We start from the raw sequence: 26,482 nt of genomic DNA on the forward strand, positions 1-26,482 counted from the left end.
GTGGAGGCCGCAAGACATCAGGGCAGCGCCTTGTCGGCCTCGGTCGTGAACGCATCCGCGAAGAACTCGTCTTCCGGCAGTCCACGCTTCGCCACATAGTCATGCTTCGCCGAATCGACCACGATCGGCGCGCCGCAGGCATACACCTGGTGGCCGGACAGGTCCGCGAAGTCTTCCATCACCGCCAGATGCACGAAGCCTGTGCGCCCGCGCCAGTTGTCCTCCGGCACCGCGTTCGAGACCACTGGCACGTAGCGCAGGTTCGGCATCTCGGCCAGCGCCGAGCGCACCCAGCCGTCCATGTACAGGTCCTCCGGCCGGCGCCCGCCCCAGTACAGCGTCGCAGGCCGGTCGATGGCCTTGAACTTCATGTGCTCCAAGAGCGCCTTGATCGGCGCGAAGCCCGTGCCGGATGCCAGCAGCACCATCGGCTTGGGCGAATCGTCGCGCAGGAAGAAGCTGCCGTACGGCCCCTCGATGCGCAGGATCTCCTTCTCCTTCATTGCGCCGAACACATGGTCGGTGAACTTGCCCCCCGGCAGGTGCCGGATGTGCAGTTCGATGCCGGTGCCGGGCTCGCCCAGGGTGTGCGGCGCGTTCGCCATGGAGTAGCTGCGCCGCGTGCCGTCGCGCAGGATGAATTCGATGTACTGCCCGGCATGGAACTGCAGCGGCTCGCCCGCCGGCAGCTGCAGGCGCAGCATCACCACGTCGTGCGACTTCTTCGAGATGGACTGCACGCGCACCGGCATCTTGCGGATCGGGAAGGCATTGGCGTCGGTGACCTGGCGCGACTCGAGCATCACGTCGCTCTGCGGCGTCGCGCAGCAGGTCAGCACGTAGCCGGCTGCTTCCTCCTCGGCGCTCAGCGCCTTGCTCTGATGCAGGCGCAGCGTGACCTCGCCCGAGAGCTTCTTGCACTTGCAGGAGCCGCAGGCCCCGTCTTTGCAGCCGTAGGGCAGGCCGATGCCCTGGCGGATGCCGGCCGCGAGGATGGTCTCGTCGGCATGCGCGGTGAAATGCCGTCCACTCGGCTCGACCGTGATGTGGAAGCCCGCCTCGTCCGGCGCTGCGCTCGTCATGGGTATTCTTCGACTCTTGTTCAGCAAAAGGGAACTGATTTTGCCCGGATTCAACAGCCCGCCCAGTAGCAGGCCTACCCGCTTCCGCCGCGAGCGCGTGCTCGTGGTCGGTTGCGGCGACGTGGGCCTGCGGGCGGCGCGCGCCCTGCGCGGCCGCGTGCGGCTGATCGCGCTGACTTCCTCGCCCGAGCGGGTGGCTGCCTTGCGGCAGGCCGGCCTCACGCCGATCGTGGCCGATCTGGACGACGCCGCCACGCTGCGCCGCCTGTCCGGCCTGGCCACGCGTGTGCTGCACCTCGCGCCGCCCGCGCTCGTGGAAGGTGCGCGCTGGTGGCGCGATGAGCGCACCGCCGCGCTGGTGCGCGCCCTGCGTCTGCGCACGCTGCCGGCTGCGCTGGTCTACGGCTCGACCAGCGGCGTCTATGGGGACTGCGGCGGCGCGCGCATCGACGAGACGCGCGCCGTGCGGCCCGACACGCCCCGCGCGCACCGCCGCGTCGATGCCGAGCGCGCCGTGCGCTGGCTGGGCCGTGCCGGCGTGGCCGCGCGCATCCTGCGCATTCCCGGCATCTATGCGCCCGACCGCGATGGCGGCACGCCGCGCGAGCGGCTGCACAAGCGCACGCCGGTTCTGCGCGCCGAGGACGATGTCTACACCAACCACATCCATGCCGACGACCTGGCGCGCGCCTGCGTGGCCGCGCTGTGGCGCGGCGGGCCGCAACGCGTCTTCCATGTGAGCGACGACAGCGAGCTCAGGATCGGCGACTACATCGACCTCGCGGCCGACCTCTACGGCCTGCCGCGCCCGCCGCGCATTTCGCGCGAGGAGGCCCAGGCGCAGCTGCCCCTGACGCAGATGAGCTTCATGAGCGAATCGCGGCGGCTGGACAACACGCGGCTCAAGCGCGAGCTGCGCGTGCGCCTGCTTTATCCGACTGTTGCCGCGGGCCTGGTGCCCTGACCTGCTTCGAGGTTCTCTCCATGCCTACCACCCAGCTGTCCGTCTACTTCTTCCTGCAGGTCGCCATGATCATCGCGGCCTGTCAGCTCGTGGGCCGCCTGGCGCAGCGCCTAGGCCAGCCGCAGGTGGTGGGCGAGATGATCGCCGGCGTGATGCTCGGCCCCTCGCTGCTGGGCCTCTTGTTCCCCGAAGTCCAGCGCGCGCTCTTTCCCAAGGAAACGCTGAGCATGCTCTACGTGGGCGGCCAGCTGGGCGTGGGCATGTACATGTTCCTCGTGGGGACCGAGTTCCGTGCCGACCACTTCAAGAGCCGCTTCAGGAGCGCCGCTTCGGTATCGGTGGCCGGCATCCTGGTGCCCTTCGTGCTGGCCTTCGCATTGGTGCCCTGGCTGCACCAGATCCCCGGGCTGTTCTCGGCGCGCGCCAAGCCACTGGAGGCCTCGCTCTTCCTCGGTGCGGCCATCGCGATCACGGCCTTTCCGATGCTTGCGCGCATCATCCACGAACGCGGCCTGGCTGGCACCTCGCTGGGCACGCTGGCGCTGACGGCCGGCGCGGTCGACGACGCGGCCGCCTGGTGCATCCTGGCGGTGGTGCTCGCCAGTTTTGGGGGCTCCTGGGGCGGTGCCTATGCGGCGATCGGAGGCGGCGTGGGCTATGCGCTTTTCATGATCTTCATCGGATCACGTCTGCTGCGCGGGCTCGCGGCCCATGTGCGGCCCGAGGCGCCGCTCTCCTCTTCGCTGCTCGCGCTGGTGCTGGTGCTCTTCTGCCTGAGCGCCTTCGCGATGGACGCGATCGGCATCCACGCCGTCTTCGGCGGCTTCCTGCTCGGCGCCGTGCTGCCGCGCGGGCCGCTCACCGAGAAACTGCGCGAGCAGCTGCAGCCCTTCGTCGTGATCTTCTTGTTGCCGATGTTCTTCACGTACTCGGGCCTCAACACCCGGCTCGCACTGCTGTTCGAGCCCGGCATCCTGCTCGGCGCGATCGCGATCCTGCTGGCCTCCTTTTGCGGCAAGGGCATCGCCTGCTGGGCTGCGGCGCGGCTGGCGGGTGAGCCGCAGCGCGACGCGCTCGCCATCGGCGCGCTGATGAACGCGCGCGGGCTGATGGAGCTGATCATCATCAACATCGGCCTGCACGCGGGCGTGATCCTGCCGGGCCTGTTCTCGATCCTGGTGCTGATGGCGATCCTCACCACGCTGATGGCGACCCCGCTCTTCAATTGGGTGACGCGTGCGCGCGGCGCGAGCGGCGCGGGTGCCGGTGCTCCGGTCTGATCGAGCAAGACCGCCTTCCCATGTCTGACCACGCCGCGCGATTGACCACCCCCCGCCTGATCCTGCGCCCCTGGCGGGAGGAAGACCTCGAGCCTTTCGCCCGCCTGAATGCGGACGAGCGCGCGACGCAGTACCTGCTGCATCGGTTGAGCCGTGAGCAGAGCGACGCGATGGTCGCGCGCATCGGCGCGCATTTCGAGCGCGAGGGCTTCGGGCTGTGGGCGGTGGAAGCGCCGGGTGTTGCGCCCTTCATCGGCGCGGTGGGCCTGGTGGTCCCGGGTTTCTCGGCGGCGTTCACGCCCTGCGTGGAGATCGGGTGGCGCCTGGCGCCGGACTTCTGGGGCCGCGGCTTCGCGAGCGAGGCCGCGCGTGCGGCGCTGGCGTTTGGTTTCGAGACGGCCGCGCTCGACGAGATCGTCTCCTTCACCGTGCCGGCCAACACGCGCTCGCAAGCTGTGATGCGGCGGCTTGGCATGACGCACGCACCCGCTGACGACTTCGATCATCCGCTGGTGCCCGCGGGCCATCCTCTTCTACGGCATGTGCTCTACAGGTTGTCGAAGGAAGCGTGGCTGGCCGCCGTGGGAACAGCGCACGACTGATCAAAGAAAAACGGGCCGCGAGGCCCGTCTTTCTTCTTGCTTTTGTCTTGTCCGGGACTCAGAGGCCGGCTTGGCGCGTGAACGACACCTTGGGCTTCTTGTACGCCTCGGGCACCTGGTCGCGATAGAAGGCGCGGCGGTCCAGGCTTGCGAACGGATCGTGCGCCTTTGCGACGGCTTCCTGGTACACCTGTGCACGATCGGCCGTCGAGTTGATGGCCACGGCGCCGGCGCCGGCCACATCGCTGTAGGCATTGCCGGCACGCGCGGCCGCGACGGCCTCGCTGGCGACTTCAGCACGGGTGGCGCCCGAGGTCAGGGGATGCACGCCTTCATAGGTTTCGGCCTGTGCCCCGGCGACAGCCAGAAGCGAGAAGGCAGCTGCGGTAAGGATCTTCGAGGCATTCATTTCGGGTTCCTTGAATGGGGTTGATCGATGAAATCAAGTGTGGTTGCAAAGACCTCCTTCAAACCGCTGCTGTTGGAACCACGGTGTTTTCAGGCTGGAAACAATCGAGCGCTGCGAAGGCAGCCCTGCCCAACCGGGCAGTAGCCGAGCGCGCGCGGCCTTTCGACAATGCAAGCCAAGCCCAGGAGTTGCGATGTCGAACACTTCTTCTTTCTCTGCCTTCGAACAGATCTCGGCCGCGATGGCCGATGCGGTGAGCGCCGCAGCGCCCGGCGTGCTCGCCATCCAGACGCGCCACGCGCGCGCCAGCGGGTTCGTCTGGCAGCCCGGATGGATCGTGAGTTCCGATGAAGGACTGCCGGAGGACGAGGAGGCTGAGCTCGTGCTGCCCGGCGGCACGACCGTCGCAGCCAAGGTGGCGGGCCGCGATCCCACCACCGACGTGCTGCTGCTGCGCTGCGAAGGCGCGAGCGCTGCGCCGGTGGTCTTCGATGCCGCGCCCCTGCGTGCCGGCGAGATGGTGATCGCGCTCGGCGCGCGCGAAGGCCTGCCGCTGGTGGCGGGCGGGCTGGTCTCGCTGGCCGGGCCGGCATGGCGCAGCCTGCGCGGCGGCGAGATCGACGCGCGCATCGAGCTCGACCTGCGGCTGCGGCTCGGCGCCGAGGGCGGCATCGTGCTCAACGCGAGGGGCCGGGCCGCGGGCATGGCGGTGTTCGGCCCCAGGCGGCGCGTGCTGGTCATCCCCGCGGCCACGATCGAGCGCGTGGCGACGCAGCTCATGACGCACGGCCGCATGCCGCGCGGCTACCTGGGCCTGAGCCTGCAGCCGGTGCGCGTGGATGCGTGCAGCGTCGGCGCAATGGTGATGGGCGTGGCGGAGCAGGGGCCCGGTGCGGCGGCCGGCATTCGCCAGGGCGACGTCATCGTGGCGATGAACGGCCAGCCCATCCGCAGCGTGCCGCTGCTGCTGCGCGCACTGGGTCCGGCCAGCGTGGGCACGGTGCTCGCGCTGTCGCTTCGGCGCGCCGGCGAAGCGGTGGAGGTGCAGCTCACGGTGGGCGAGAGGCCGGCCGATTGAGCGCAGTCCACAATGGCGCGATGAAGCCGATCGTGGTCGCGCTCGAGATCGAGGACGAGGCCTTGTCGCAGCGCCTCTTCGCCGCGCTGGCCGCGGCGCCGGACATCCGCGTGGCTGAGCGCGGCGAAGCCGCCGACGTGGCCCTGGTCCTGCCCGAGGCGGCGCAGCATGCCGAGGCGACGGACTCGACCCTGACCCGGCGTGAGCTGGAAGTGCTGGCCCTGGTTGCCGAGGGCGCATCGAACAAGCTCATCGCGCGGCGCCTGGGCATCTCGGTGCATACGGCGAAGTTCCATGTCGGCTCGCTCATCGACAAGCTCGACGCGACGGGCCGTACCGATGCGGTTGCGCAGGCGGCGCGGCTCGGCGTCATTCACCTTTGAACGGGCGAGCGTTTGAAGGGGCGAGCGCCTTCGCGCGGCGGGGCCGCGCGCATTCCTACGGCAGTGGGCAGAAAGGACGTCCTTCGACGGCCGCCCAGATGCAGGCGCGGATGCAGGCGATGACCAGGCGCGCGTCCTGCGCACGGGGCACGGTTCTCATGACGATCAGCATGGCTTGTTCTCTTTCTTGAAAGCGATGCGCGTCGCTTCACGCCGCCCAATGCGAATAGTGGAGCACCACGTAGCCGAGCGAATGCCAGAAGCAGGCCTCCGCGTGGCTGCGGGTCAGGATGCGCGAGCCGTTCAGTCCGAGGCATTCGTAGCCGCGGCCATCGCCCGCTGAATCCAGAATGATCTTGTCCATGACGCGCCTCCTATGTTGCAGGTATAGGCGCGAGCGGCTCCCGAAGCCAGCGGCTGGCGGCGCGGTGCTTCGTCGGCTGCCGGGGGCAGCACTTGTCCGCCGCATCCGGGCGATAGGCGTCGGCATTGGCTGACAGGGTCGCTGTTCAGAGGTGTGCGCGCAGCACGCCGGCCAGGCGTGCGAAGCTCGTCCCGATCTCTTCTTCGCGCACCGCGCCGTAGCCCAGCAGCAGGCCGCTCTCGGCGGCCGCCGGTCGCACGTAGTACATCGACAGCGGCCGCGTCGCGACGCCGGCGCGCTCGGCGTCGTGCGCGACGGCCTGGTCGTCCACGCCCTTCGGCAGGCCCAGCACCAGGTGCAGGCCGGCATCGCCGCCAATCACCGGCAGCGCATCGCCGAACTGCTGCCGGATGGCATGGATCAATGCATCGTGGCGCGCGCCGTACACCGCCCGCATGCGGCGGATGTGGCTCGCATAGTGGCCCTCGGCCAGGAAACGCGCGAGCACCGCCTGCTGCAAGGTCTGGCCTTCGCGGAACAACTCGTTGAGCGCGCGCGCGAAGCGCTCCACCAGGTCCGGCGGCAGCACCAGGTAGGCCACGCGCAGCGAGGGGAACAGCGTCTTCGAGAAGGTGCCCAGGTAGATCACGCGCCCCTGCTCGTCGAGGCCCTGCAGCGCCGGCAGCGGCCGGGTGCCGTAGCGGAATTCGCTGTCGTAGTCGTCCTCCACCACCCACACGCCTTGCGCCGCCGCATAGTCCAGCAGCTGGCGGCGCCGCCGCTGGCTCATCAGCGCGCCGGTGGGGTACTGGTGCGAGGGCGACACGAACATCAGCCGGGGCGGCCGGCGCAGTTGCCGGGGCGTGGGCGCGAGGCCCTCGGCATCCACGCCCACGGGCAGCAGCTTCAGGCCCATCGCGCGGAACATGCTGCGTGCCCCCCAGTAGCCCGGGTCCTCGAGCCAGACGGTGTCGCCGGGGTCGGCCAGCAGCTGCGCCACCAGCAGCAGCGACTGCTGCGTGCCGTTGGTGATCACCACTTGCTCGCTGGTGCAGGCCACGCCGCGCGTGCCTTGCAGGTATTCGGCGATGGCCTGGCGCAGGCCGGCATCGCCGGGGCCGGTCGCGTAGGTCAGCTGCTCGGGCGCCGCCCGGCGCCAGAGCCCGCTCTGCAGGCGGTTCCAGATGTGCGTGGGGAACAGCCGCACCTCGGGCACGCCGGGCGCGAAGGCGCCCCATTGCAGCCGTGCGGCGCCGGCATGCTCGACCAGGTCTTCGCCACGTCGCGAGAGCAGCACGCGGCGCGCCGCACGCGGCGCCGGCTCGGCCGGACGCAGGCCCAGCTGCGCCACATAGGTGCCGCGGCCCACGCCGGCCTGCACGTAGCCCTCCAGCGCCAACTGCTCGTAGACATGGACCACGGTGTTGCGCGCGATGCCGAGCGAGCGCGCCATCTCCCGCGTGGGCGGCAGCTTCAGCCCGGCCTGCAGCGCCGACTGGCGGATGCCGGTCTGCAGGATGCGGTAGAGCTGCAGGTGGTCGTAGTCGTCGGACTGCCGGTCGAAGTGGCGCAGCACGAAGTCGGGCAGGGCCGAGGTCCCGAGCTGCGGAGCACTTTGACTTGGTTCCATGAAATTGAGATTACTTGGTTCTGGTTATAGGATCAATACTTGCATAGACTGGCGCGGTCCACAGCTACGCGGGCCTTCCAGCGCTCGCACGGAACGCCATGAGCACTGCCACTGTCGCCCCTTCCGCCGCCGCCCGGCCCAGCAACGCCAGGATCGACGAGCGCCGCGTCGCCGCCACGCCGCGCGGCGTCGGTATCGGCTTTCCCTTCTATGCCGAGCGCGCCCGCAACGCCGAGCTGTGGGATGTGGAAGGGCGCCGCTTCATCGACTTCGGCTCGGGCATCGCGGTGCTCAACACCGGCCACTGCCATCCGCGCGTGATGGAGGCGGTACGCAGCCAGCTCGATCGCTTCACCCACACCGCCTACCAGGTCGTGCCCTACGAGAGCGCGGTTGCACTGGCCGAGCGGCTCAACCGCATCACCCCCGGCAGCCACCCCAAGAAGACCGCCTTCTTCACCACCGGCGCCGAGGCGGTGGAGAACGCGATCAAGATCGCGCGCTGCGCCACGCGCCGCCCGGGCGTGATCGCGCTCACCGGCGCCTTCCACGGCCGCACCTTCATGGGCATGGCGCTCACCGGCAAGGTCGCGCCCTACAAGAGCGGCTTCGGCCCCTTCCCGGGCAGCATCTACCATGTGCCGGCGCCGGTGGCGCTGCACGGTGTCTCGGTCGAGGAGTCGTTGGCCGCGATCGACCGGCTCTTCAAGGCCGACATCGATGCGGAGCAGGTCGCGGCGATCATTCTCGAGCCGGTGCAGGGGGAGGGCGGCTTCTATGTCCAGCCGCCCGAGTTCATGCGCGCGGTGCGCGAGATCTGCGACCGCCACGGCATCCTGATGATCGCCGACGAGATCCAGACCGGCTTCGGCCGCACCGGCAGCCTGTTCGCGATGGACCACTACGACGTGGTGCCCGACCTCATGACCGTCGCCAAGAGCCTGGCCGGCGGCCTGCCGCTGTCGGGCGTGGTGGGGCCGCGCCGAGATCATGGACGCGCCGGCGCCCGGCGGCCTCGGCGGCACCTATGCCGGCAATGCGCTGGCGATCGCATCCGCGCATGCGGTGCTCGACGTGATCGAAGACGAGCAGCTCGCACCACGCGCCGAGCGCCTGGGCCAGCGCCTGAAGGCGCGGCTGGGCGCCCTGCGCGCGAGCGTGCCGCAAATTTCCGACGTGCGTGGCCTGGGCGCCATGGTCGCCGTGGAGTTTGCCGGCAAGGACGGCAAGCCCGACCCCGATTTCACCAAGCAGGTCCAGGCCCGGGCCCGCGATGCCGGCCTGCTGCTGCTGACCTGCGGCGTGTACGCCAACGTGATCCGCTTCCTGTTCCCGCTGACCATCGAGGAATCGGTGCTCGAGGAGGGCCTCGACATCCTGGCCGCCGCGATGCAAGCTTGAAACAGGAGGCATTGGACCGTATGACACTCAATCTGAAAGACCCCTCCCTCCTGCGCCAGCAGGTCTTCCTGGCCGGTGAATGGATCGACGCGGACACGCGCGAGACCGTCCCGGTCACCAACCCGGCCAACGGCGAGCGGATCGGCACCGTGCCGATGTGCGGCGCCGAAGAGACGCAGCGCGCCATTGCCGCAGCCGAACTCGCGCAGCGCGAATGGGCCCGGCGCCCTGCCAAGGAGCGCACCGCGATCCTGCGCCGGCTCAACGACCTGATGCTGGCCAACCAGGACGACCTGGCGCTCATCATGACCACCGAGCAGGGCAAGCCGCTGGCCGAGAGCAAGGGCGAGATCGCCTATGCGGCCTCCTTCATCGACTGGTTCGCCGACGAGGCGCGGCGCGTCTACGGCGACACCATCCCCGCGCCCTCGGCCGACCGCCGCATCCTCGCGCTCAAGCAGCCGATCGGCGTGACGGCGGCGATCACGCCCTGGAATTTCCCGACCGCCATGCTCACGCGCAAGGCCGGCCCGGCACTGGCCGCCGGCTGCGCGATGGTGGTCAAGCCCGCCACGCAGACGCCTTTCTCGGCGCTGGCCTTCGCGGAGCTGGCCCAGCGCGCGGGGCTGCCCAAGGGACTCTTGTCGGTGCTCACCGGCTCGGCCTCGAAGATCGGCGGCGAGATGACGCGCAACCCCATCGTGCGCAAGCTCACCTTCACCGGGTCCACCGAGGTCGGGCGCATGCTGATGAAGCAGTCGGCCGACACCATCAAGAAACTCTCGCTCGAGCTCGGCGGCAACGCGCCCTTCATCGTGTTCGACGATGCCGACCTCGACGCCGCGGTCGAGGGCGCGATGGTCTCCAAGTACCGCAACACCGGCCAGACCTGCGTCTGCGCCAACCGCATCTACGTACAGAAGGGCGTGCTGGCCGCCTTCACCGACAAGCTGGTGGAGCGGGTGCGCGCGCTCAAGGTCGGCAACGGCGTGGAGCCGGGCGTCACCCAGGGCCCGCTGATCGACGACAAGGCGGTAGCCAAGATCGAAGAGCATGTGGCCGATGCGGTGGCCAAGGGCGGCAAGGTGCTCACCGGCGGCAAGCGCCATGCGCTGGGCGGCCGCTTCTACGAGCCCACCGTGGTGGCCGGCGCCACGCCCGACATGCTGGTTGCGCACGAAGAAACCTTCGGCCCGCTGGCGCCCGTCTTCGCCTTCGACACCGAGGCCGAGGCCATCGCGCTGGCCAACGACACCGAGTTCGGCCTGGCCTCGTACTTCTACAGCCGCGACATCGGCCGCATCATGCGCGTGGCCGAACAGCTCGAGTCCGGCATGGTGGGCGTCAATACCGGGCTGATCTCCACTGCCGAGGCGCCCTTCGGCGGCGTCAAGCAGTCGGGGCTGGGGCGCGAGGGCTCGAAGTACGGTCTCGACGAGTTCCTCGAGATCAAGTACGTCTGTCTGGCGGGGCTGGACAAATGAGGCCCGCCGCCCTACATCGTCGGCTGCTCGCAGGCCGTGTGGATTGACCCGGCGGGCAAGGAAGAGCCCGCGCTTTTGCGCAACTACGACTTCGCGCCCGCGCTGCTCGAAGGCAGCTGGCTGGCCACGCGCTGGCAAGTCCAGCGGGTCGCGGCCATGGGCGACTGCATCTGGGGCGCGCTCGACGGCCAGAACGAGGCCGGCGTGGCGGCCTCGCTGTCCTTCGGCGGCAGCACCGTCTCGGGCACGGGCCTCGGCATCCCGCTGGTGCTGCGCTATGTGCTGGAGATCGCGCAGAGCACGGGCGAGGCGGTGGCCCTGCTGCAGCGCGTGCCGGTCAGCATGCCCTACAGCATCACCGTGCTCGACCGCCGAGCCGAGTGGGCCACGGTGTTCGTGGGCCCGGACCGCCCGGCAGAGGTCACGCGCCGCAAGGCCGTCACGAATTTCCAGCACCGCATCGAATGGCCCGAGCATGCGCGCGCGACACATGGGGCCGAGCGGCTGGAGCGGCTGCAGAAGCAGGTCGATGGACCCGGCACCCTGGAGGACGCGATCGGCGCCTTGCTGCAGCGGCCGCTCTACCAGTCGGCCTACCTGCGTGGCTACGGCACGCTCTACGGCGTGGCTTACCGGCCGGCCAGCGGCCGCATGGAATTGTTGTGGCAGGGCGTGCGCTGGCCGCAGACCCTCGCTACATTCGCCGAAGGCCGGCGCGACATCGTCTACACGCCGGGGGCCGAGGCACCGCCGGACCCGGACGAGGCCGCCCTTGCGCAGCTGCTGACCGAATCACGGAGTTGAGAAGTTCGAATGCTCATCTTTTGAGGAGAAACGTCCCATGAACAGCCCCGCCCAGAAGAAAGGCCTGCCCCCGGCAGCCTGGATCATGATCGCGATGGTGATCGGCATCGTGATCGGCTACATGATCTTCATCAACTTCCCGGACAAGAAGGTCGCCGCGCAGATCGCCGGCTACATCTCCATCATGTCGGACGTGTTCCTGCGGCTGATCAAGATGCTGATCGGCCCGCTGGTGTTCTCCACGCTGGTGGTGGGCATCGCCCACATGGGCGACGCGGCCTCGGTGGGCCGCGTCTTCGGCAAGGCGCTGGGTTGGTTCATCACCGCCTCGCTGGTCTCGCTGGTGCTGGGCCTGATCATGGCCAACCTGCTGGAGCCCGGCAAAAACCTCGGGCTGCCCCTGCCCGACATCGGCGCCTCGGCCAACCTGGCCACCTCCAAGTTCACCCTGAAGGACTTCGTGAGCCACCTGGTGCCCAAGAGCTTCGCGGAGGCCATGGCCAACAACGAGATCTTGCAGATCGTCGTCTTCTCGATGTTCTTCGGCGTCGCGCTCGCTTCGCTGGGCGACAAGGCGAGGACCCTGGTCAACGCGATCGACGAGCTGTCGCATGCCATGCTCAAGATCAGCCGGCTACGTCATGAAGCTCGCGCCGCTGGCAGTGATGGCCGCGATGGCCGCCACCGTGGCTGTCAACGGGCTGGAGATCCTGCTCAAGTTCGCCGTCTTCATGGGCGACTTCTACCTGGGCCTGTTCGTGCTGTGGGGCATCCTGGTGCTGGCCGGCTTCCTCTTCCTCGGCCCGCGCATCATCAAGCTGCTGGTGCTGATCAAGGAGGCCTTCCTGCTGTCCTTCGCCACGGCCAGCTCCGAGGCGGCCTACCCCAAGATCCTCGACGCGCTCGACCGCTTCGGCGTCAAGCGCAAGATCTCCAGCTTCGTCATGCCCATGGGCTATTCCTTCAACCTGGATGGCTCCATGATGTATTGCACCTTCGCGGTGCTGTTCATCGCCCAGGCCTACGACATCCACCTGTCCCTGGGCACCCAGATCACCATGCTGCTGATCCTGATGCTGACCTCCAAGGGCATGGCCGGCGTGCCGCGGGCCTCGCTGGTGGTCATTGCCGCGACGCTGAACCAGTTCAACATCCCGGAGGCGGGCCTGCTGCTGATCCTGGGGGTGGACACTTTCCTCGACATGGGCCGCTCGGCCACCAATGCGGTGGGCAACTCCATCGCCACGGCCGTGGTGGCCAAATGGGAGGGCGAGCTCCTGTCCGAGAGCGACGCCGCGGCCAACGAGAAGGCGCTGGATGCCGAGCGCGCAGCGACGCTGGCGCATCCGGTGCACGCTTGAAGGAGCAACGGCCATGAAGCCGAAACCTTCGCGCTCGTTGTCGCTGCTGGTGGCCGGGGTTCTGTTCGCGACACTGGCCCAGGCCCAGACCGAGCCCACGCCCAGCGCGCCTGCTGCGCTCACCGGCACCCTGGCCAAGGTGCGCGAGGCTGGCGCCATCACGCTGGGCTACCGGGAGTCGTCCGTCCCGTTCTCCTACCTTTCGTCGCGCAACGAGCCCATCGGCTATTCCGTCGAGCTGTGCAAATCGCTGGTGACCGCCATCGAGGAAGCGGTGCACAAGAGCCTGGAGATCAAGTGGGCGCCGGTGACCTCCGAGTCGCGCATCGACGCGGTGGAGAAGGGCCAGGTGGATCTCGAATGCGGCTCCACCACCAGCAACCTGGAGCGCCAGAAGCGCGTGGCCTTCTCGCCCACGATCTTCGTTTCGGGCACCAAGCTGCTGGTGAAGAAAGGCTCGCCGATCCGCGACTTCAAGGAACTGGCGGGCAAGCGGGTGGCCGTCACGCGCGGCACCACCAACGAGCAGACGATGCAGGCGCTGTCGCAGAAGTTCAAGCTCAACCTGAACCTGCTGGTGCAGCGCGACCATGCGGAGTCCTTCGCGCAGGTGGTCAATGGCGCCGCCGATGCCTTTGCAACGGACGACGTGCTGCTCTACGGGCTGATCGCGCAGAACAAGGGCAAGGTCCAGGGGGAGTACCAGGTGGTGGGCGACTTCCTGTCCTACGACCCCTACGGGATCATGTACCGCAAGAACGACCCGCAACTGGCCAAGGTGGTCAACGACACCTTCCAGTTCCTGGCGCAGGACGGCGAGATCGAGCGCCAGTACAAGCGCTGGTTCCTGCGCAAGCTGCCCCTGAGCACCACCAGCATCGACCTGCCCATGAGCCCGCAGCTGGAAACCATCCTCCAAACCATGGCCGTGAAGGCGGAGTAACTCTTTTGGAGGATGGCGGCCGTCGAGATTTCGGCAAAACTGAGAACTAATTCATGACTTAAAAACAACAAGAGCGCTTGCACCTACAGCGCCGCCTGGTCGACTGAAGCTAAAAAGAGTTCCTGTTGGCTTCCGATGGAGGGTCCGATGTTCAGTTTTTTCCAGCCCAATCGAAACGGTCATCTGCGGCGCGTCATGGCCCTGCTCGAGGAAGCGCACCTCGCGCGCATCGAGCACCAGGCCGCCGCCGAGCATCACGGTGCCCTGGCCCGCATGTACTCCGAGCGTGCGAAGCGACTGGAGCGCGAGCTCTACGGCTCGGCACAGCTGCCGATCGGGGAGGGGTCGGGCAAGAACCAGGACGAGAAGGCCGTGCTCTACGCGCTGGACGCCAACCGCCGGCTGGAGGCGCAGGCCAAGGGCTGAAGAAACGCGAGTTTGGGGGCTCGCCGGCAGGCGTTTTGAGGACTTAGGTTTTTCCCTTGCTCAGAATTTCGACCACACCCACAAATGTGAGAGACAATGCCGGGGCGTCGCCGCTTGCGGCTTCGTATCGGTAATCGGTTCAGTTTCGCGCCACTGCGCATCCTTGCTTGTTGTGACCCTGGGACTCCATCGATTGTTTTTTTGGTTTGATTAGGAGTCCCTTCATGGGCAAGAAACTTTACGTAGGCAACCTCGCCTACTCCGTCCGCGACGAAACCCTGCAACAGGCCTTTGGTGCCTACGGTAACGTGGCTAGTGCCAAGGTCATGATGGAACGCGACAGCGGTCGCTCCAAGGGCTTCGGCTTCGTCGAAATGAGCAGCGATTCGGAAGCGCTCGCAGCCATCGAAGGCCTGAACGGCCGAGAGCTCGAAGGCCGCGCCCTGACCGTCAATGAAGCCCGTCCGATGGAGCCCCGTTCGGGCGGCTTCGGCGGCGGCGGCGGTGGCCGCAGCGGTGGCGGCGGCTACGGTGGTGGCGGTGGCGGCTACGGTGGTGGTGGCGGCCGCAGCGGCGGCGGTGGCTACGGCGGCGGTGGCCGCGGCGGCTACTGATCGCCTGCAGGCATCAGCACAAAAAGGCTCCCTCGGGAGCCTTTTTTACTTGGTGCTGTGTTCTCAGGGAAGCGACAGGTGCCAGCGTCGCTTGGTGCCCGGGGCCGGAATCGAACCGGCACGCCTTGCGGCGGGGGATTTTGAGTCCCCTGCGTCTACCAATTTCACCACCCGGGCAGGGGAAGGAAGGGAGCTCAAAATTATGGCACAGTGCCTGGCATGGCAAATGTGAACTACCCGACGATCGAGGATGCGATCGGCAAGACGCCGCTGGTCGCGCTGCAGCGCATCGATGCAGCCGAGAACTCGAAGCGCGGCAATGTGATCCTGGGCAAGCTGGAAGGCAACAACCCGGCCGGATCGGTCAAGGACCGGCCGGCACTCTCGATGATCAAGCGCGCCGAGGAGCGCGGCGAGATCAAGCCCGGCGACACGCTGATCGAGGCCACCTCGGGCAACACCGGCATCGCGCTCGCGATGGCCGCGGCCATCAAGGGCTATCGCATGGTGCTGATCATGCCGGAGGACCTTTCGGTCGAGCGCGCCCAGACGATGAAGGCCTTCGGCGCCGAGCTGCTGCTCACGCCCAAGAGCGGCGGCATGGAGTACGCGCGTGACCTGGCGGAACAGATGGTGGCGCAGGGCAAGGGCCGCGTGCTCGACCAGTTCGCCAACGCCGACAATCCGCGCATCCACTACGAGACCACCGGGCCCGAGATCTGGGCCGACACGGGCGGGCGCATCACGCACTTCGTGAGCGCGATGGGCACCACGGGCACGATCACCGGCGTCTCGCATTTCCTCAAGGAGAAGAACCCGGCGGTGCGCATCATCGGCGCGCAGCCCGAGGAGGGTTCGCGCATCCCGGGCATCCGCAAATGGCCCGAAGAGTATCTGCCCAAGATCTACGAGCCCAGCCGCGTCGACCAGTTGGTCCACGTGAGCCAGGACCATGCCGAGGAGATGTGCCGGCGCCTCGCGCGCGAGGAGGGCATCTTCGCGGGCATCTCGTCGGCCGGCGCGCTGTGGGTGGCGCTCGAGATCGCGAAGAAGGTGGAGAACGCGACCATCGTCTTCGTGGTCTGCGACCGCGGCGATCGTTATCTGTCGACCGGCGTGTTCCCGGCGTAAGCGCCATGGTCGATCCCAAGTTCTGCACGACGTGCGCTACGCCGCTCGCGCGCATCGAGCTGGCCGAGGACGGCGGGCCGAAGTCGCGCCTGCGCTGCCCGGCCTGCGGCTGGACGCATTGGAACAACCCGACGCCGGTGCTGGCCGCGATCATCGAGTACCGCGGCCAGGTGCTGCTGGCGCGCAATGCCGCGTGGCCGCACAAGATGTATGCGCTGATCACCGGCTTCATGGAGGCCGGTGAAACGCCGCAGGAAGGCATCGCGCGCGAGATCAAGGAAGAAACGAACCTCGATGCCAGTGCGCTGAACCTCGTCGGCGTCTACGACTTCCAGCGCATGAACCAGGTGATCATCGCCTACCACGCGGTGGCCGACGGCGAGGTGCGGCTGTCGCCGGAGCTGGTCGACTACAGGCTCTACGACCTGGCCGCCTTGCGCTGCTGGCCGGCAGGGACCGGCTACGCGCTGGCCGACTGGCTGCGCACGCGGGGGCACGAGCCGCAATTCATGGAATGGCCACGACCGGCAACCCCCGCGCCCGACGCGGCGGCAGCCTCCTAGAATTCCGGCAGCGTCCGGCAGCCCGGTAGAAGGAACATCGATGGACATCCACAAAGAACTCGACACCCGCGGACTCAACTGCCCGCTGCCCATCCTGAAAGCCAAGAAGTCGCTCAACGAGATGGAGAGCGGCCAACTGCTCAAGGTGGTGTCCACCGATCCGGGCTCGGTGCGCGACTTCCAGGCCTTTGCACGTCAGACCGGCAACGACCTGGTCGAGCAGCAAACCGTGGGAGACGACTTCATCCACGTCCTGCGCCGCCGTTGACGGTGCCGTCGTGAAGCGCAGCGCCCGCCTCGCTGCTGGTGCCCTGGCGCTGGCCCTGGCGGCTGGGGCGCTCACGCTGGGCTTGTGGAGCGACGGCATGCCGCACGACACATCCTCTCGTCCCGTTTCGTCCAGTGCGATCCCGCTCGCGGTGCTGGGCGATTCCAACAGCCACTCCTACCAGGACAGCGCCTGGTTTCCCGCCGACACCACCGAGCGCGGCGGCAGCCTGCGTTCGCGCACCTTTCAATGGATCGAGGTGCTGGCGCGCCTGCGCGGCCAGCAGCTGGATCCCGGCCCCTGGGTGCGCTGGGGCCGGCCCGGCGTGGTTGCGCTGGCGCGCGAATGGATAGGCTTGTCGGGGGGGCGTGCGCCGCAAAAAGAGGATTACCTCTACAACTTCGCCAACTCCGGCGCCGCCTGCAAGAACCTGATGGGCGGGCGCTTCCGGCAGGCGCCGCGCCTCGTCGCGCTGATGGACCAGGAGCCGGAGCGCTGGGCACGCGGCGTGGTGGTGATCCGCATCGGCCTGAACAACTGGGGCGGGCTGCTGGACCTGCAGGCGAGCGATCCGAATGCGCCCGAGCTGCGCGAGGCCACCGCCTATTGCGCGGGCGAGATCGGCGCGGCGGTCCGGCGGATCCATGCCTCGCACCCGGCGACGCGCATCCTGCTGGTGGGCATCGGCAACGAGGCGGACGATCCCGCCAACTTCGAGCGCTGGCAGTCGGCGGCCGAGACCCGCAACATCCGGATCGCGCTCGATGGCTTCAATGCCGCCATTCGCCGTCTGGCCGAGGGCGACGCCCGGCTCGCCTACTTCGACGACCTGGCCTGGTTTCAGTCTCACTGGGGCTCGCGCAACGCTGAGGGCAAGCCGGACTACAAGACGGTCGAGATCGGCCCGGAACTGCGTGTGACCAACACGATCGGCGACGAACCGCGCAATGCGCTCCTCGCGGACCTGCATCCAGGTCTGGTATGGAACGCGCTCTGGGCGAAGGCGCTGGTGGCGCGGCTGCATGAAGCCTTCGGCCTGCCGCTGACGCCGATCGGCGACGAGGAGCTGCGTCGCTTCCTCGAGCCTCTGGCGGCGCCGGCCGAGCCGGCTAGAGCTCCAGGGTCTTGAGGTAGGCGCGGAACTGGGCGCCGACTTCCGGGTGCGCGAGCGCGAGCTCGACGCTGGCCTGCAGGAAGCCTTCCTTGCTGCCGCAGTCGTAGCGCACGCCCTGGTACGAATAGGCGTAGACGGCTTCCTTCTTCATCAACGAGGCGATGCCGTCGGTCAGCTGGATCTCGCCGCCGGCGCCCTTGGGTTGGTTGCGAATCTCGTCGAACACGCCCGGAGTCAGGATGTAGCGGCCTGCCACGCCGAGGCGCGAGGGCGCGTCCTCGGGCTTGGGCTTCTCGACCATGCGATTGACCTTGACCAGGCCTTCCTCGATCGGGTCGCCGGCCACGATGCCGTAGCGCTTGACATGCTCCAGCGGCACCTCCTGCACCGCCAGCACCGAGCCGCCGAGCCGTGCGAAGACGCGCGTCATCTGGGCCAGCACGGGTTCGCCGTGTTCCGGGCCGACCATCAGGTCGTCCGCCAGCAGCACGGCGAAGGGTTCGTCGCCGACCAAGTGCTCGGCGCACAGCACGGCATGGCCCAGGCCGAGCATGCGCGGCTGGCGCACGTAGGAGCAGGTCATGTCGTCCGGCATCACCGAATGGGCGATCTTGAGCAGCTCCAGCTTGTTGCTGGCTTCGAGCTGGCTCTCGAGCTCGTAGGCGGTGTCGTAGTGGTCCTCGATGGCGCGCTTGTTGCGGCCGGTGACGAAGATCATGTCGCGGATGCCGGCGGCGTAGGCCTCTTCGACGGCGTACTGGATCAGCGGCTTGTCCACCACCGGCAGCATTTCCTTGGGTTGTGCCTTGGTGGCCGGCAGGAATCGGGTGCCGAATCCGGCGACGGGGAACACGGCCTTGCGGATGCGCTTGGTGGAAGTGGACATGGGCTTAGCGTCTGGTCGGATGAATTGGAGGATGGCGGCGCGCGGCGGCGCCGAGCTCGAATACTAAAGCTCTCCGTGTCCAGGATGTGTCAGCCGAGGCGCACAAGCTGGTCGCGCAGGCGCTCCAGGGTGGCGCTGAAGTCCGCCAGCCGCTTGCGCTCCTGCTCGATCACTGCGGCCGGCGCCTTGGCGACGAACGCTTCGTTGCCGAGCTTGCCGTTGACCTTGGCGATCTCGCCCTCGATGCGCGCGATTTCCTTGCCGAGGCGGGCTTTTTCCGCGGCCTTGTCGATTTCCATGTGCAGGCACAGCCGCACGTCGCCCACCACGGCGACGGGTGCTGCCTCGGCCGCGGCGGCCCACGCGGGCTCGTCGTCGAAGACCTTCACTTCCTTGAGCTTGGCCAGGGCCTGCAGCACCGCCGCGGCCTCGCGCACGAACGCGTTGCCATCCGCCGTGTCGGCCACGGCATAGAGCGGCAGTCGCATGGCGGGCGAGACGCTCATCTCGCCGCGCAGCGTGCGGCACGCATCGACCAGCGACTTGAGGCGCGCGACATGGGCCTCGGCCGCCGCGTCGATCTTCTCGGGCTGGCTTTGCGGGTAGGGCGCGATCATCACCGACTCGCCGGGGCGGCCGGCCACCGGTGCCACCTTCTGCCAGAGCGCCTCGGTGATGAAGGGGATCAGCGGATGCGCCAGGCGCAGCAGCGCCTCGAGGGTGCGGATCAGCGTGCGGCGGGTGGCGCGCTGCTGCGCGGGCTCGCCCTGCTGGATCTGGACCTTGGCGATCTCCAGGTACCAGTCGCAGAACTCGTCCCAGGCGAACTGGTAGATCGCGTTGGCGACGTTGTCGAGCCGGTATTCTTCGAAGCCCTTGGCCACCTCGGCCTCGACCCGCTGCAGCTGCGAGGCGATCCAGCGGTCGGCCTGGCTGAACTTCAGGTAGCCGTGGGCGGGGCCGCCCGGGGCACACTCCTGCTTGGTGTGCTCGCGCAGGCCGCAGTCCTGGCCTTCGCAATTCATGAGCACGAAGCGCGTCGCGTTCCACAGCTTGTTGCAGAAGTTGCGGTAGCCCTCGCAGCGCTTCGGGTCGAAGTTGATGTTGCGGCCTAGCGAGGCGAGCGAGGCGAAGGTGAAGCGCAGCGCATCGGCGCCGAAGGCGGGGATCCCGTCGGGAAATTCCTTTTGCGTGTTCTTGCGCACGGTCGGCGCGGTCTCGGGGCGGCGCAGGCCCTGGGCGCGCTTGTCGAGCAGTTCCGGCAGGGCGATGCCGTCGATCAGGTCCACCGGGTCCAGCACGTTGCCTTCGGACTTGCTCATCTTGTGGCCGTGCGAGTCGCGCACCAGGCCGTGGATGTAGACGTGCTTGAACGGTACCCGGCCGGTGAAGTGCTTGGTCATCATGATCATCCGGGCGACCCAGAAGAAGATGATGTCGTAGCCGGTGACCAGCACCGTGGAGGGCAGGTACAGGTCGTAGTCCTGCGTCTGCTCGGGCCAGCCCAGCGAGGAGAAGGGCACCAGGGCCGCGGAGTACCAGGTGTCGAGCACGTCCTCGTCGCGCGTGAGCGTCTTGCCGGGCGCCTGGGCCTTGGCCTCGGCTTCGTTGCGCGCGACGTACACCTTGCCGTCGGCGTCGTACCAGGCCGGGATCTGGTGGCCCCACCAGAGCTGGCGCGAGATGGTCCAGTCCTGGATGTTCTCCATCCAGTGGTTGTAGGTGTTGACCCAGTTCTCGGGCACGAAGCTCACTTCGCCCGAGCGCACCGCGTCGATGGCCTTCTGTGCGATCGACTGGCCCTTGGCGTCGGGCTTGGTCATGGCGACGAACCACTGGTCGGTCAGCATCGGCTCGACCACGGCGCCGGTGCGCGCGCAGCGCGGCACCATCAGCTTGTGCTTCTTGGTCTCGACCAGGAGGCCCAAGTCCTGAAGGTCTGCCACCACCGACTTGCGCGCGTCGAAGCGGTCGAGGGTGCGGTACTTCTCGGGCGCGTTGTCATTGATGGTGGCATCCAGCGTCAGCACGCCGATGATGGGCAGGCCATGGCGCTGGCCCACCGCGTAGTCGTTGTGGTCATGCGCGGGCGTCACCTTGACCACGCCGGTGCCGAATTCCTTGTCGACGTAGCTGTCGGCGATCACCGGGATCAGGCGGTCGACCAGCGGCAGCTTGACCTTGCGGCCGATCAGCGCCATGTAGCGCTCGTCCTCCGGATGGACCATCACGGCGACGTCGCCCAGCATGGTCTCGGGCCGCGTGGTCGCGACCGTGAGCGAGCCCGAGCCGTCCTCGAGCGGATAGGCGATGTGCCAGAGGAAGCCTTCCTCTTCCTCGCTCTCGACCTCGAGGTCGCTCACCGCGGTCTTGAGCACCGGGTCCCAGTTGACAAGCCGCTTGCCGCGGTAGATCAGGCCTTCCTCATAGAGCCGCACGAAGGTGTCGGTGACGACCTTCGAGAGCTTCTCGTCCATCGTGAAGTACTCGCGGCTCCAGTCCACCGTGTCGCCCATGCGGCGCATCTGGTTGGTGATGGTGTTGCCCGACTGCTGCTTCCACTCCCACACGCGCGCCACGAAGTTCTTGCGGCCCAGGTCGTGGCGGCTGATCTTCTGTTCCTGCAGCTGGCGCTCGACCACGATCTGGGTCGCGATGCCGGCATGGTCGGTGCCCGGCACCCACAGCGTGTTGTCGCCCTTCATGCGGTGGTAGCGCGCCAGGCTGTCCATGATCGTCTGATTGAACGCATGGCCCATGTGCAGCGTGCCCGTGACGTTCGGCGGCGGCAGCTGGATCGCGAAGGAGGGCGAGCCCTCCTTTGGCTGGCCCGTGCCGCGGAAGCCTGCGACCGCGTAGCCGCGCCGCTCCCACTCGGGACCCCAGTGCGCCTCGAGGGCGGCGGGTTCGAAGGATTTGGACAGGCTCTCGAGGCCGGGCTGGGACAAGGTGTCGCTCATGGGGTGCAAAGACGAAAACGGCATCCCGCAGGATGCCGTTCGGGTGGGTTGGGGGAGCCTTCGATTTTATTCGAGCGCGGCCGGTCCGGGGGTTCAGCGCCCGGGCGCGTAGTTGACCGGGATCCAGATGTAGCCGTTGCCTTGCGCGCGCACCCGGCCCATGCCGGGGAAGGGGATGTGCGCGCCGGCCACCGGGTAGCCCTGGGCAGCGGCCTCCGTGTAGGCCTTTCGGCGCTGCGCGGCGGCCGGCCGCGAGTCGGTGTCGAACTGGATGGTGATCGACGGGTTCTCGAACTGGACGGCGGCCACGTGCATCAGGTCGCCCCAGAACACCATCTTCTGCCCCTTGCTCTCCGCGACGTAGAGACTGTGGCCCGGCGTGTGGCCGTAGGCGGCTTTGGCCTTGATGCCGGGCACCAGGTCGGTGTCGCCATCGAAGGGCTTGAACTTGCCGGCGCTGACATAGGGGTTGAGCGAGCCCATGGCGCCCTTGAAGAAATCCTTGGCATCGGCGGGCGCCTTGTCCATGTTGGCCTGGCTCAACCAGTAGTCGGCATCGCGCTTGTCGGCGCGCACCGTCGCGTTCGCGAAGACGGGCTTGCCGTCGACGGCGAGGCCACCGACGTGGTCGGGGTGCAGGTGGGTGATGTAGATCTCGTCGACCTGATCGGGCTGATAGCCGGCCGCCTTGAGATTGGCGGCCAGCTTGCCCAGCGTCGGGCCGAACAGGCCGCCGGCGCCGGTGTCGATGAGCACCAGCTTCTCGCCGGTGTTGACGAGGTAGGCATTCACCGAGGTCTCGAGCGGGCTCTGGAGGTACGACCGGGCCAGCGTCTTTTTCACCTGCTCGGGCGTGGTGCGCGTCAGCAGCTTGTCCACAGGGAGCGCGACCGTGCCGTCCGACAGGGCCGTCACCTGGAAGTCGCCGACCATGACGCTGTAGAAGCCGGGGGCAGCTTCCTTGGCGAGGGGCGCCGCGGCTTGCGCCGTGGTGGGCGCCCAGGCTGCGGCCCAGGCACAGGCGGCGGCAAAGACGAGAGCGCGGGTTCGCGCCAGCGGGACAACCTTCATCGGGATCTCCTCGGGGTGGGTTGCGATGCAGGCCGGACTCTAACCGCCTTCGCGCCGCCTCGCTTCGGCCCCGCGGATAATTCGCGGATGCTGTTTTTGCTCTCCCCGGCCAAGTCGCTCGATTACGAAACCCCCGTGCCTGACACCCTGCCCGCCACCCAGCCGCACTTCGAGGGACCCGGAGGCCCCTCGGCCGAGCTGATCAAGATCCTGCGCGAAAAGTCGCCGCAGCAGATCGCCGAGCTCATGCGGCTGTCGGACAAGCTGTCGGCGCTGAACGTGGCGCGCTATGGAGCCTGGGCTTCCAAAGGCACGGTCGGCAACGCGAAGCAGGCCGCACTGGCCTTCGACGGCGACGTCTACGGCGGCCTCGACGCGAAGACGCTGAGCCCGGGCCAGCTCGGCTGGGCGCAGGAACGCATCTGCATCCTGAGCGGCCTCTATGGCGTGCTGCGCCCCTTGGACCGGCTGCAGCCCTACCGGCTCGAAATGGGCACGCAGTTGGCCAACCGCCACGGCAAGGATCTCTACGCCTTCTGGAATTCGCGCATTGCCGAGTACCTGAACCAGCGTCTGGCGGCGGACCGCACGCCGGTCGTGATCAACCTGGCCTCGCAGGAGTACTTCAGGTCGGTCGATCTGAGCGTGCTCAAGGCGCGCGTGGTGGAGTGCGTGTTCGAGGAATGGAAGAACGGCAAGTACAAGGTCATCAGCTTCTTCGCCAAGCGGGCCCGTGGCCTGATGGCGCGCTGGGCCGTGCTGCACAAGGCCTCCACGCCCAGGGCGCTGGAGAAGTTCGATCTCGAAGGCTACGTCTTCGACGCGAAGGCCTCGGCGCCGGAGCGCTTCGTTTTTCGAAGGAGATCAGCGTGACGGGTCAAGCCATCAGTCCCGAACTGCGCGAATGGGTTGTCGCCCAACTCGCGGCCGGGCATTCCATCCCGAGCCTGCGTGCCTCGATGCGCGAAGCGGGCTGGCACGACGATGCGGCGGACGCGGCGCTCGCAGAGGTCGAGGCGCAGGCCGCGGGCCTCGCTGCCGCCGCGCCTGCACGCGCCTCGATGCCGGGGCCGGATCTGTCGAACGCGCCCTTGTACATCGATACCGGCGACCGCCGCGTGCAGGTGCTCCAGACCCTGCGCCATCCGCGGGTCCTGGTGTTCGGCGACTTGGTCTCGGACGAGGAATGCGAGGCCCTGATCCAAGCGGCGCGGCAGCGGCTCGCACGGTCCCTCACCGTCGAGACAAAGACGGGCGGCGAGGCGCTCAACGTCGATCGCACCAGCGACGGCATGTTCTTCGAGCGCGGGGAGAACCCCGTCGTCGCACGCCTGGAGCAGCGTATCGCCGCGCTGCTGCGCTGGCCGCTCGAGTTCGGGGAGGGCTTGCAGGTCTTGCGCTACGCGCCGGGCGCCCAATACCGGCCGCACTACGATTACTTCGACCCCGGCGAGCCCGGCACGCCCACCATCCTGCGCCGCGGGGGCCAACGCTTGGCCACGCTGGTGATGTACCTGCAGGAGCCCGAGCTGGGCGGCGCGACGACTTTCCCCGACGTGGGCCTCGAAGTCGCGCCCAAGCGCGGCACCGGCGTCTTCTTCAGCTACGAGCGGCCGGATCCGGCGACGCACACCCTGCATGGTGGCGCGCCGGTGCTGGCAGGCGAGAAATGGGTGGCCACCAAGTGGTTGCGCGAGCGCGAGTTCCGCTAGGCACCGCGCCTGCTTGCAAAGAGCGGACCGCCAAGTCATGAAACTCACAGCCAACGGTATTCAGATCGAGGTCGAGGACAGCGGCGGGGAAGGCCGGCCGGTGGTCCTGCTGATCATGGGGCTGGGCATGCAACTGATCGCCTGGCCCGAGGACTTCGTGCGGACGCTGGTCGATGCCGGCTTTCGGGTCGTGCGCCACGATAACCGGGACATCGGACTGAGCCAGGGCTTCGACGAGGCGGGTGCCGGCAACCTCGTCTGGCAGAGCGTACGGCATCGCATCGGGCTGCCGGTGCGCTCGGCCTATTCGCTGCAGGACATGGCCGACGATGCGCTCGGCGTACTCGATGCCCTGGGAATCCGGCGCGCCCATGTGGTGGGCGCATCGATGGGCGGCATGATCGCCCAGCGCCTGGCCATCGGCGCGCCGCAGCGCGCGGCGAGCCTGGTCAGCATCATGAGCTCGAGTGGTGCGCGCAACCTGCCGGGGCCGCGCCCCGACGTGGCTGCTGCGTTGATGCGCCGGCCGGCCAGCCGGACAGAGGCCGCGCTGATGGCGCACAGCCTCGGCGTCGTTCGGCTGATTGCCAGCCCCGCCTACCCACAGGACGAAAGGACCGTGACCGAGCGCATTGCCCGCGGCCTGCGCCGCGCCTACCGGCCGGGCGGAATCGTGCGGCAAATGCTTGCAATCGGGGCCGACAGCGGCCGACACGCGTTGCTGGGACGCATCTCCAGCCCAACGCTCGTCCTGCATGGGGACGCGGATCCGCTGGTACCCATCGCGTGCGGCCAGGACACGGCGCGCCGCATTCCGGGCGCGCAATTCGTCTCGGTGCCCGGCATGGGCCACGACTTGCCACCGCCGGTTTGCGACATCCTGCTGCGGCACATCATTCCTTTTATGCAGACCGCCGAGAAGTGGGCATGAGCCTCGACAACACACCTGAACAATCGCAGCTGGGGCGCACCTCGACCTATGCCGACCGCTACGACCCTGGCCTTCTGTTTCCGATTCCGCGCGCCGCGCAGCGCGAAGCCATGGGGATCGCGACCCGGCCGCTGCCATTCTTCGGTGCGGACCTGTGGACGGCCTTCGAGCTGAGCTGGCTCAATCCGCGCGGCAAGCCGCAGCTGGCGATCGCGCATTTCACGGTGCCTTGCGAGACGCCCAACATCATCGAGAGCAAGTCCTTCAAGCTCTATCTCAACAGCTTCAACAGCACCGTCTTCGCCGATGCGGAGGCTGTGCGTGGGCGGCTGCGCGCCGATCTGAGCGAAGCGGTCTGGCGGGGCAGCGAGCGGGCGGAGGGCATCGGGGTCAAGCTGATGGCCCCCGAGATGTTCGAGCGCGAGCAGATCCATGAACTCGATGGTCTCGATCTCGATCGGCTCGACATCGAGTGCGCGCAGTACCAGCCCGCGCCCGAACTACTGTCCAGCGACGCGACGCAGGTTCCTGTGACCGAGGCCCTGAGCAGCCGGCTGCTCAAGAGCAACTGCCTGGTGACGGGACAGCCCGACTGGGGCAGCGTTCAGATCCGCTACAGCGGGCCGCCGATCGACCAGGCAGGACTGCTGGCGTACATCGTGAGCTTTCGCAATCACAACGAGTTCCATGAGCCTTGCGCCGAGCGCATGTTCTGGGACATCTGGCGCCGCTGCCAGCCGACGAAGTTGGCTGTCTACGCGCGCTACACGCGGCGCGGTGGGCTGGACATCAATCCGTTTCGCACGAGTTGGCCGCAGGCGTTGCCGTCGAACACCAGGATGGCGCGGCAATAGGAGGAAGGTGGGGGCGCAGTCCGGGTCTTGCGTTGAGTGGGTCGAACGCGAAAAAGTCGAGCCAGATTGCGCATTGGCTAAAAACCGTGGCATAATCGAGGGCTCCGCTCAAGACGGCGGGTTGTTGAGGCTCTCAGGGGTTTTGATGGCTGTGGTTGTGGTGGGTG

At 67.9% G+C, this 26,482-nt stretch carries 25 protein-coding genes, 1 tRNA gene and 2 pseudogenes; 20 read left to right on the forward strand and 8 right to left on the reverse strand.

Translation table 11 applies throughout. The features are described 5' to 3' along the window. Positions 1–17: 17 nt before the first annotated feature. Positions 18–1,082 carry a CDP-6-deoxy-delta-3,4-glucoseen reductase gene (locus tag AC3A6X_RS33825; RefSeq protein WP_487846274.1) on the reverse strand — a complete coding sequence of 355 codons (1,065 nt, stop codon included), beginning with the start codon at positions 1,080–1,082 and terminating at the stop codon, positions 18–20. Between the two features lie 40 nt (positions 1,083–1,122). Between AC3A6X_RS33825 and AC3A6X_RS33830 the strand changes: the two genes are divergently transcribed. Genes AC3A6X_RS33830 through AC3A6X_RS33840 form a run of 3 tightly spaced genes read left to right on the forward strand, consistent with a single transcriptional unit; the run spans position 1,123 to position 3,928 of the window. After that, positions 1,123–2,046, forward strand: a complete 924-nt coding sequence (locus AC3A6X_RS33830) for an SDR family oxidoreductase (protein WP_487846275.1) — start codon at positions 1,123–1,125, stop codon at positions 2,044–2,046. 20 nt (positions 2,047–2,066) lie between these two features. Beyond that, the gene (locus AC3A6X_RS33835; protein ID WP_487846276.1) at positions 2,067–3,326 is read left to right on the forward strand and encodes a cation:proton antiporter; all 1,260 of its coding nucleotides are present in this window, start codon (positions 2,067–2,069) and stop codon (positions 3,324–3,326) included. A 20-nt stretch (positions 3,327–3,346) separates the two neighbouring features. After that, the gene (locus tag AC3A6X_RS33840; protein ID WP_487846277.1) at positions 3,347–3,928 is read left to right on the forward strand and encodes a GNAT family N-acetyltransferase; all 582 of its coding nucleotides are present in this window, start codon (positions 3,347–3,349) and stop codon (positions 3,926–3,928) included. A gap of 58 nt (positions 3,929–3,986) precedes the next feature. Here the strand turns inward: AC3A6X_RS33840 and AC3A6X_RS33845 are convergent, their stop codons facing one another. Next, positions 3,987–4,337 carry an alpha/beta hydrolase gene (locus AC3A6X_RS33845; RefSeq protein WP_309967197.1) on the reverse strand — a complete coding sequence of 117 codons (351 nt, stop codon included), beginning with the start codon at positions 4,335–4,337 and terminating at the stop codon, positions 3,987–3,989. A 193-nt stretch (positions 4,338–4,530) separates the two neighbouring features. Between AC3A6X_RS33845 and AC3A6X_RS33850 the strand changes: the two genes are divergently transcribed. Together AC3A6X_RS33850 and AC3A6X_RS33855 are read left to right on the forward strand one after the other, a co-directional pair. After that, positions 4,531–5,415 (forward strand): S1C family serine protease, encoded by an 885-nt coding sequence (locus tag AC3A6X_RS33850; protein ID WP_487846278.1) that lies wholly within the window; start codon positions 4,531–4,533, stop codon positions 5,413–5,415. A gap of 32 nt (positions 5,416–5,447) precedes the next feature. Then, positions 5,448–5,798 (forward strand): response regulator transcription factor, encoded by a 351-nt coding sequence (locus tag AC3A6X_RS33855; protein WP_487846279.1) that lies wholly within the window; start codon positions 5,448–5,450, stop codon positions 5,796–5,798. 208 nt (positions 5,799–6,006) lie between these two features. On the opposite strand, the gene AC3A6X_RS33860 is transcribed toward AC3A6X_RS33855, so the two are convergent. Together AC3A6X_RS33860 and pdxR are read right to left on the reverse strand one after the other, a co-directional pair. Then, on the reverse strand, positions 6,007–6,162 hold the full coding sequence (locus tag AC3A6X_RS33860) for a hypothetical protein (RefSeq protein WP_164255379.1): 156 nt from the start codon (positions 6,160–6,162) through the stop codon (positions 6,007–6,009). Positions 6,163–6,307: 145 nt separating this feature from the next. Continuing rightward, complete coding sequence (pdxR, locus tag AC3A6X_RS33865; protein ID WP_487846280.1) at positions 6,308–7,792, reverse strand: MocR-like pyridoxine biosynthesis transcription factor PdxR; 1,485 nt, start codon at positions 7,790–7,792, stop codon at positions 6,308–6,310. Positions 7,793–7,890: 98 nt separating this feature from the next. On the opposite strand from pdxR, the pseudogene gabT reads away from it, so the two are divergent. The 7 genes and pseudogenes from gabT to rbp all read left to right on the forward strand — a co-directional run bounded on the left by gabT (position 7,891) and on the right by rbp (position 14,825). Next, positions 7,891–9,193: pseudogene (gene gabT / locus AC3A6X_RS33870) on the forward strand (4-aminobutyrate--2-oxoglutarate transaminase). A 20-nt stretch (positions 9,194–9,213) separates the two neighbouring features. Beyond that, positions 9,214–10,677 (forward strand): NAD-dependent succinate-semialdehyde dehydrogenase, encoded by a 1,464-nt coding sequence (locus AC3A6X_RS33875; RefSeq protein ID WP_487846281.1) that lies wholly within the window; start codon positions 9,214–9,216, stop codon positions 10,675–10,677. A 15-nt stretch (positions 10,678–10,692) separates the two neighbouring features. Continuing rightward, positions 10,693–11,481 (forward strand): C45 family autoproteolytic acyltransferase/hydrolase, encoded by a 789-nt coding sequence (locus AC3A6X_RS33880; protein ID WP_487846293.1) that lies wholly within the window; start codon positions 10,693–10,695, stop codon positions 11,479–11,481. Between the two features lie 85 nt (positions 11,482–11,566). Continuing rightward, positions 11,567–12,842, forward strand: a pseudogene (locus AC3A6X_RS33885) (dicarboxylate/amino acid:cation symporter). A gap of 13 nt (positions 12,843–12,855) precedes the next feature. Further along, entirely contained in the window at positions 12,856–13,785 is a 930-nt protein-coding gene (locus AC3A6X_RS33890; protein ID WP_487846282.1) for an amino acid ABC transporter substrate-binding protein, read from the forward strand. Positions 13,786–13,932: 147 nt separating this feature from the next. Continuing rightward, positions 13,933–14,211 carry a hypothetical protein gene (locus AC3A6X_RS33895; RefSeq protein WP_106557841.1) on the forward strand — a complete coding sequence of 93 codons (279 nt, stop codon included), beginning with the start codon at positions 13,933–13,935 and terminating at the stop codon, positions 14,209–14,211. 224 nt (positions 14,212–14,435) lie between these two features. Further along, positions 14,436–14,825: an RNA-binding regulator gene (rbp, locus tag AC3A6X_RS33900; protein ID WP_487846283.1), complete on the forward strand. Its 390-nt coding sequence runs from the start codon at positions 14,436–14,438 to the stop codon at positions 14,823–14,825. A gap of 92 nt (positions 14,826–14,917) precedes the next feature. Here rbp and AC3A6X_RS33905 read toward each other — a convergent pair. Next, positions 14,918–15,002 (reverse strand) — tRNA-Leu (locus tag AC3A6X_RS33905). Between the two features lie 51 nt (positions 15,003–15,053). On the opposite strand from AC3A6X_RS33905, the gene cysM reads away from it, so the two are divergent. From cysM to AC3A6X_RS33925, 4 genes are read left to right on the forward strand one after another with little or no spacing between them, the layout of a single operon-like run. After that, the gene (gene cysM / locus AC3A6X_RS33910; protein ID WP_487846294.1) at positions 15,054–15,956 is read left to right on the forward strand and encodes a cysteine synthase CysM; all 903 of its coding nucleotides are present in this window, start codon (positions 15,054–15,056) and stop codon (positions 15,954–15,956) included. Between the two features lie 5 nt (positions 15,957–15,961). Next, positions 15,962–16,519 carry an NUDIX domain-containing protein gene (locus tag AC3A6X_RS33915; RefSeq protein ID WP_487846284.1) on the forward strand — a complete coding sequence of 186 codons (558 nt, stop codon included), beginning with the start codon at positions 15,962–15,964 and terminating at the stop codon, positions 16,517–16,519. 40 nt (positions 16,520–16,559) lie between these two features. Next, positions 16,560–16,787 carry a sulfurtransferase TusA family protein gene (locus AC3A6X_RS33920; RefSeq protein ID WP_106558597.1) on the forward strand — a complete coding sequence of 76 codons (228 nt, stop codon included), beginning with the start codon at positions 16,560–16,562 and terminating at the stop codon, positions 16,785–16,787. 10 nt (positions 16,788–16,797) lie between these two features. Beyond that, positions 16,798–17,916, forward strand: coding sequence for an SGNH/GDSL hydrolase family protein (locus tag AC3A6X_RS33925; protein WP_487846285.1), 1,119 nt, complete (start codon positions 16,798–16,800; stop codon positions 17,914–17,916). Here AC3A6X_RS33925 and galU read toward each other — a convergent pair. The 3 genes from galU to AC3A6X_RS33940 form a co-directional block, all read right to left on the reverse strand. Continuing rightward, complete coding sequence (gene galU, locus AC3A6X_RS33930; protein WP_106558599.1) at positions 17,897–18,787, reverse strand: UTP--glucose-1-phosphate uridylyltransferase GalU; 891 nt, start codon at positions 18,785–18,787, stop codon at positions 17,897–17,899. The genes AC3A6X_RS33925 and galU overlap by 20 nt on opposite strands. A gap of 89 nt (positions 18,788–18,876) precedes the next feature. Beyond that, on the reverse strand, positions 18,877–21,747 hold the full coding sequence (locus AC3A6X_RS33935) for a valine--tRNA ligase (protein WP_487846286.1): 2,871 nt from the start codon (positions 21,745–21,747) through the stop codon (positions 18,877–18,879). Positions 21,748–21,840: 93 nt separating this feature from the next. Next, positions 21,841–22,818: an MBL fold metallo-hydrolase gene (locus tag AC3A6X_RS33940; RefSeq protein ID WP_487846287.1), complete on the reverse strand. Its 978-nt coding sequence runs from the start codon at positions 22,816–22,818 to the stop codon at positions 21,841–21,843. Positions 22,819–22,905: 87 nt separating this feature from the next. On the opposite strand from AC3A6X_RS33940, the gene yaaA reads away from it, so the two are divergent. Genes yaaA through queF form a run of 4 tightly spaced genes read left to right on the forward strand, consistent with a single transcriptional unit; the run spans position 22,906 to position 26,315 of the window. Next, on the forward strand, positions 22,906–23,691 hold the full coding sequence (gene yaaA / locus AC3A6X_RS33945; RefSeq protein WP_487846288.1) for a peroxide stress protein YaaA: 786 nt from the start codon (positions 22,906–22,908) through the stop codon (positions 23,689–23,691). Then, positions 23,688–24,530: a 2OG-Fe(II) oxygenase gene (locus AC3A6X_RS33950; protein WP_487846289.1), complete on the forward strand. Its 843-nt coding sequence runs from the start codon at positions 23,688–23,690 to the stop codon at positions 24,528–24,530. The genes yaaA and AC3A6X_RS33950 overlap by 4 nt, the downstream gene beginning before the upstream one ends. A 37-nt stretch (positions 24,531–24,567) precedes the next feature. Continuing rightward, complete coding sequence (locus AC3A6X_RS33955; RefSeq protein WP_487846290.1) at positions 24,568–25,461, forward strand: alpha/beta fold hydrolase; 894 nt, start codon at positions 24,568–24,570, stop codon at positions 25,459–25,461. Beyond that, a complete protein-coding gene (gene queF / locus AC3A6X_RS33960; protein WP_487846291.1) occupies positions 25,458–26,315 on the forward strand; it encodes an NADPH-dependent 7-cyano-7-deazaguanine reductase QueF in 858 nt (285 codons plus the stop codon). The genes AC3A6X_RS33955 and queF overlap by 4 nt, the downstream gene beginning before the upstream one ends. The last annotated feature ends 167 nt before the right edge of the window (positions 26,316–26,482 follow it).

The organism is Variovorax sp. Soil_C_12 (genome assembly GCF_057657375.1).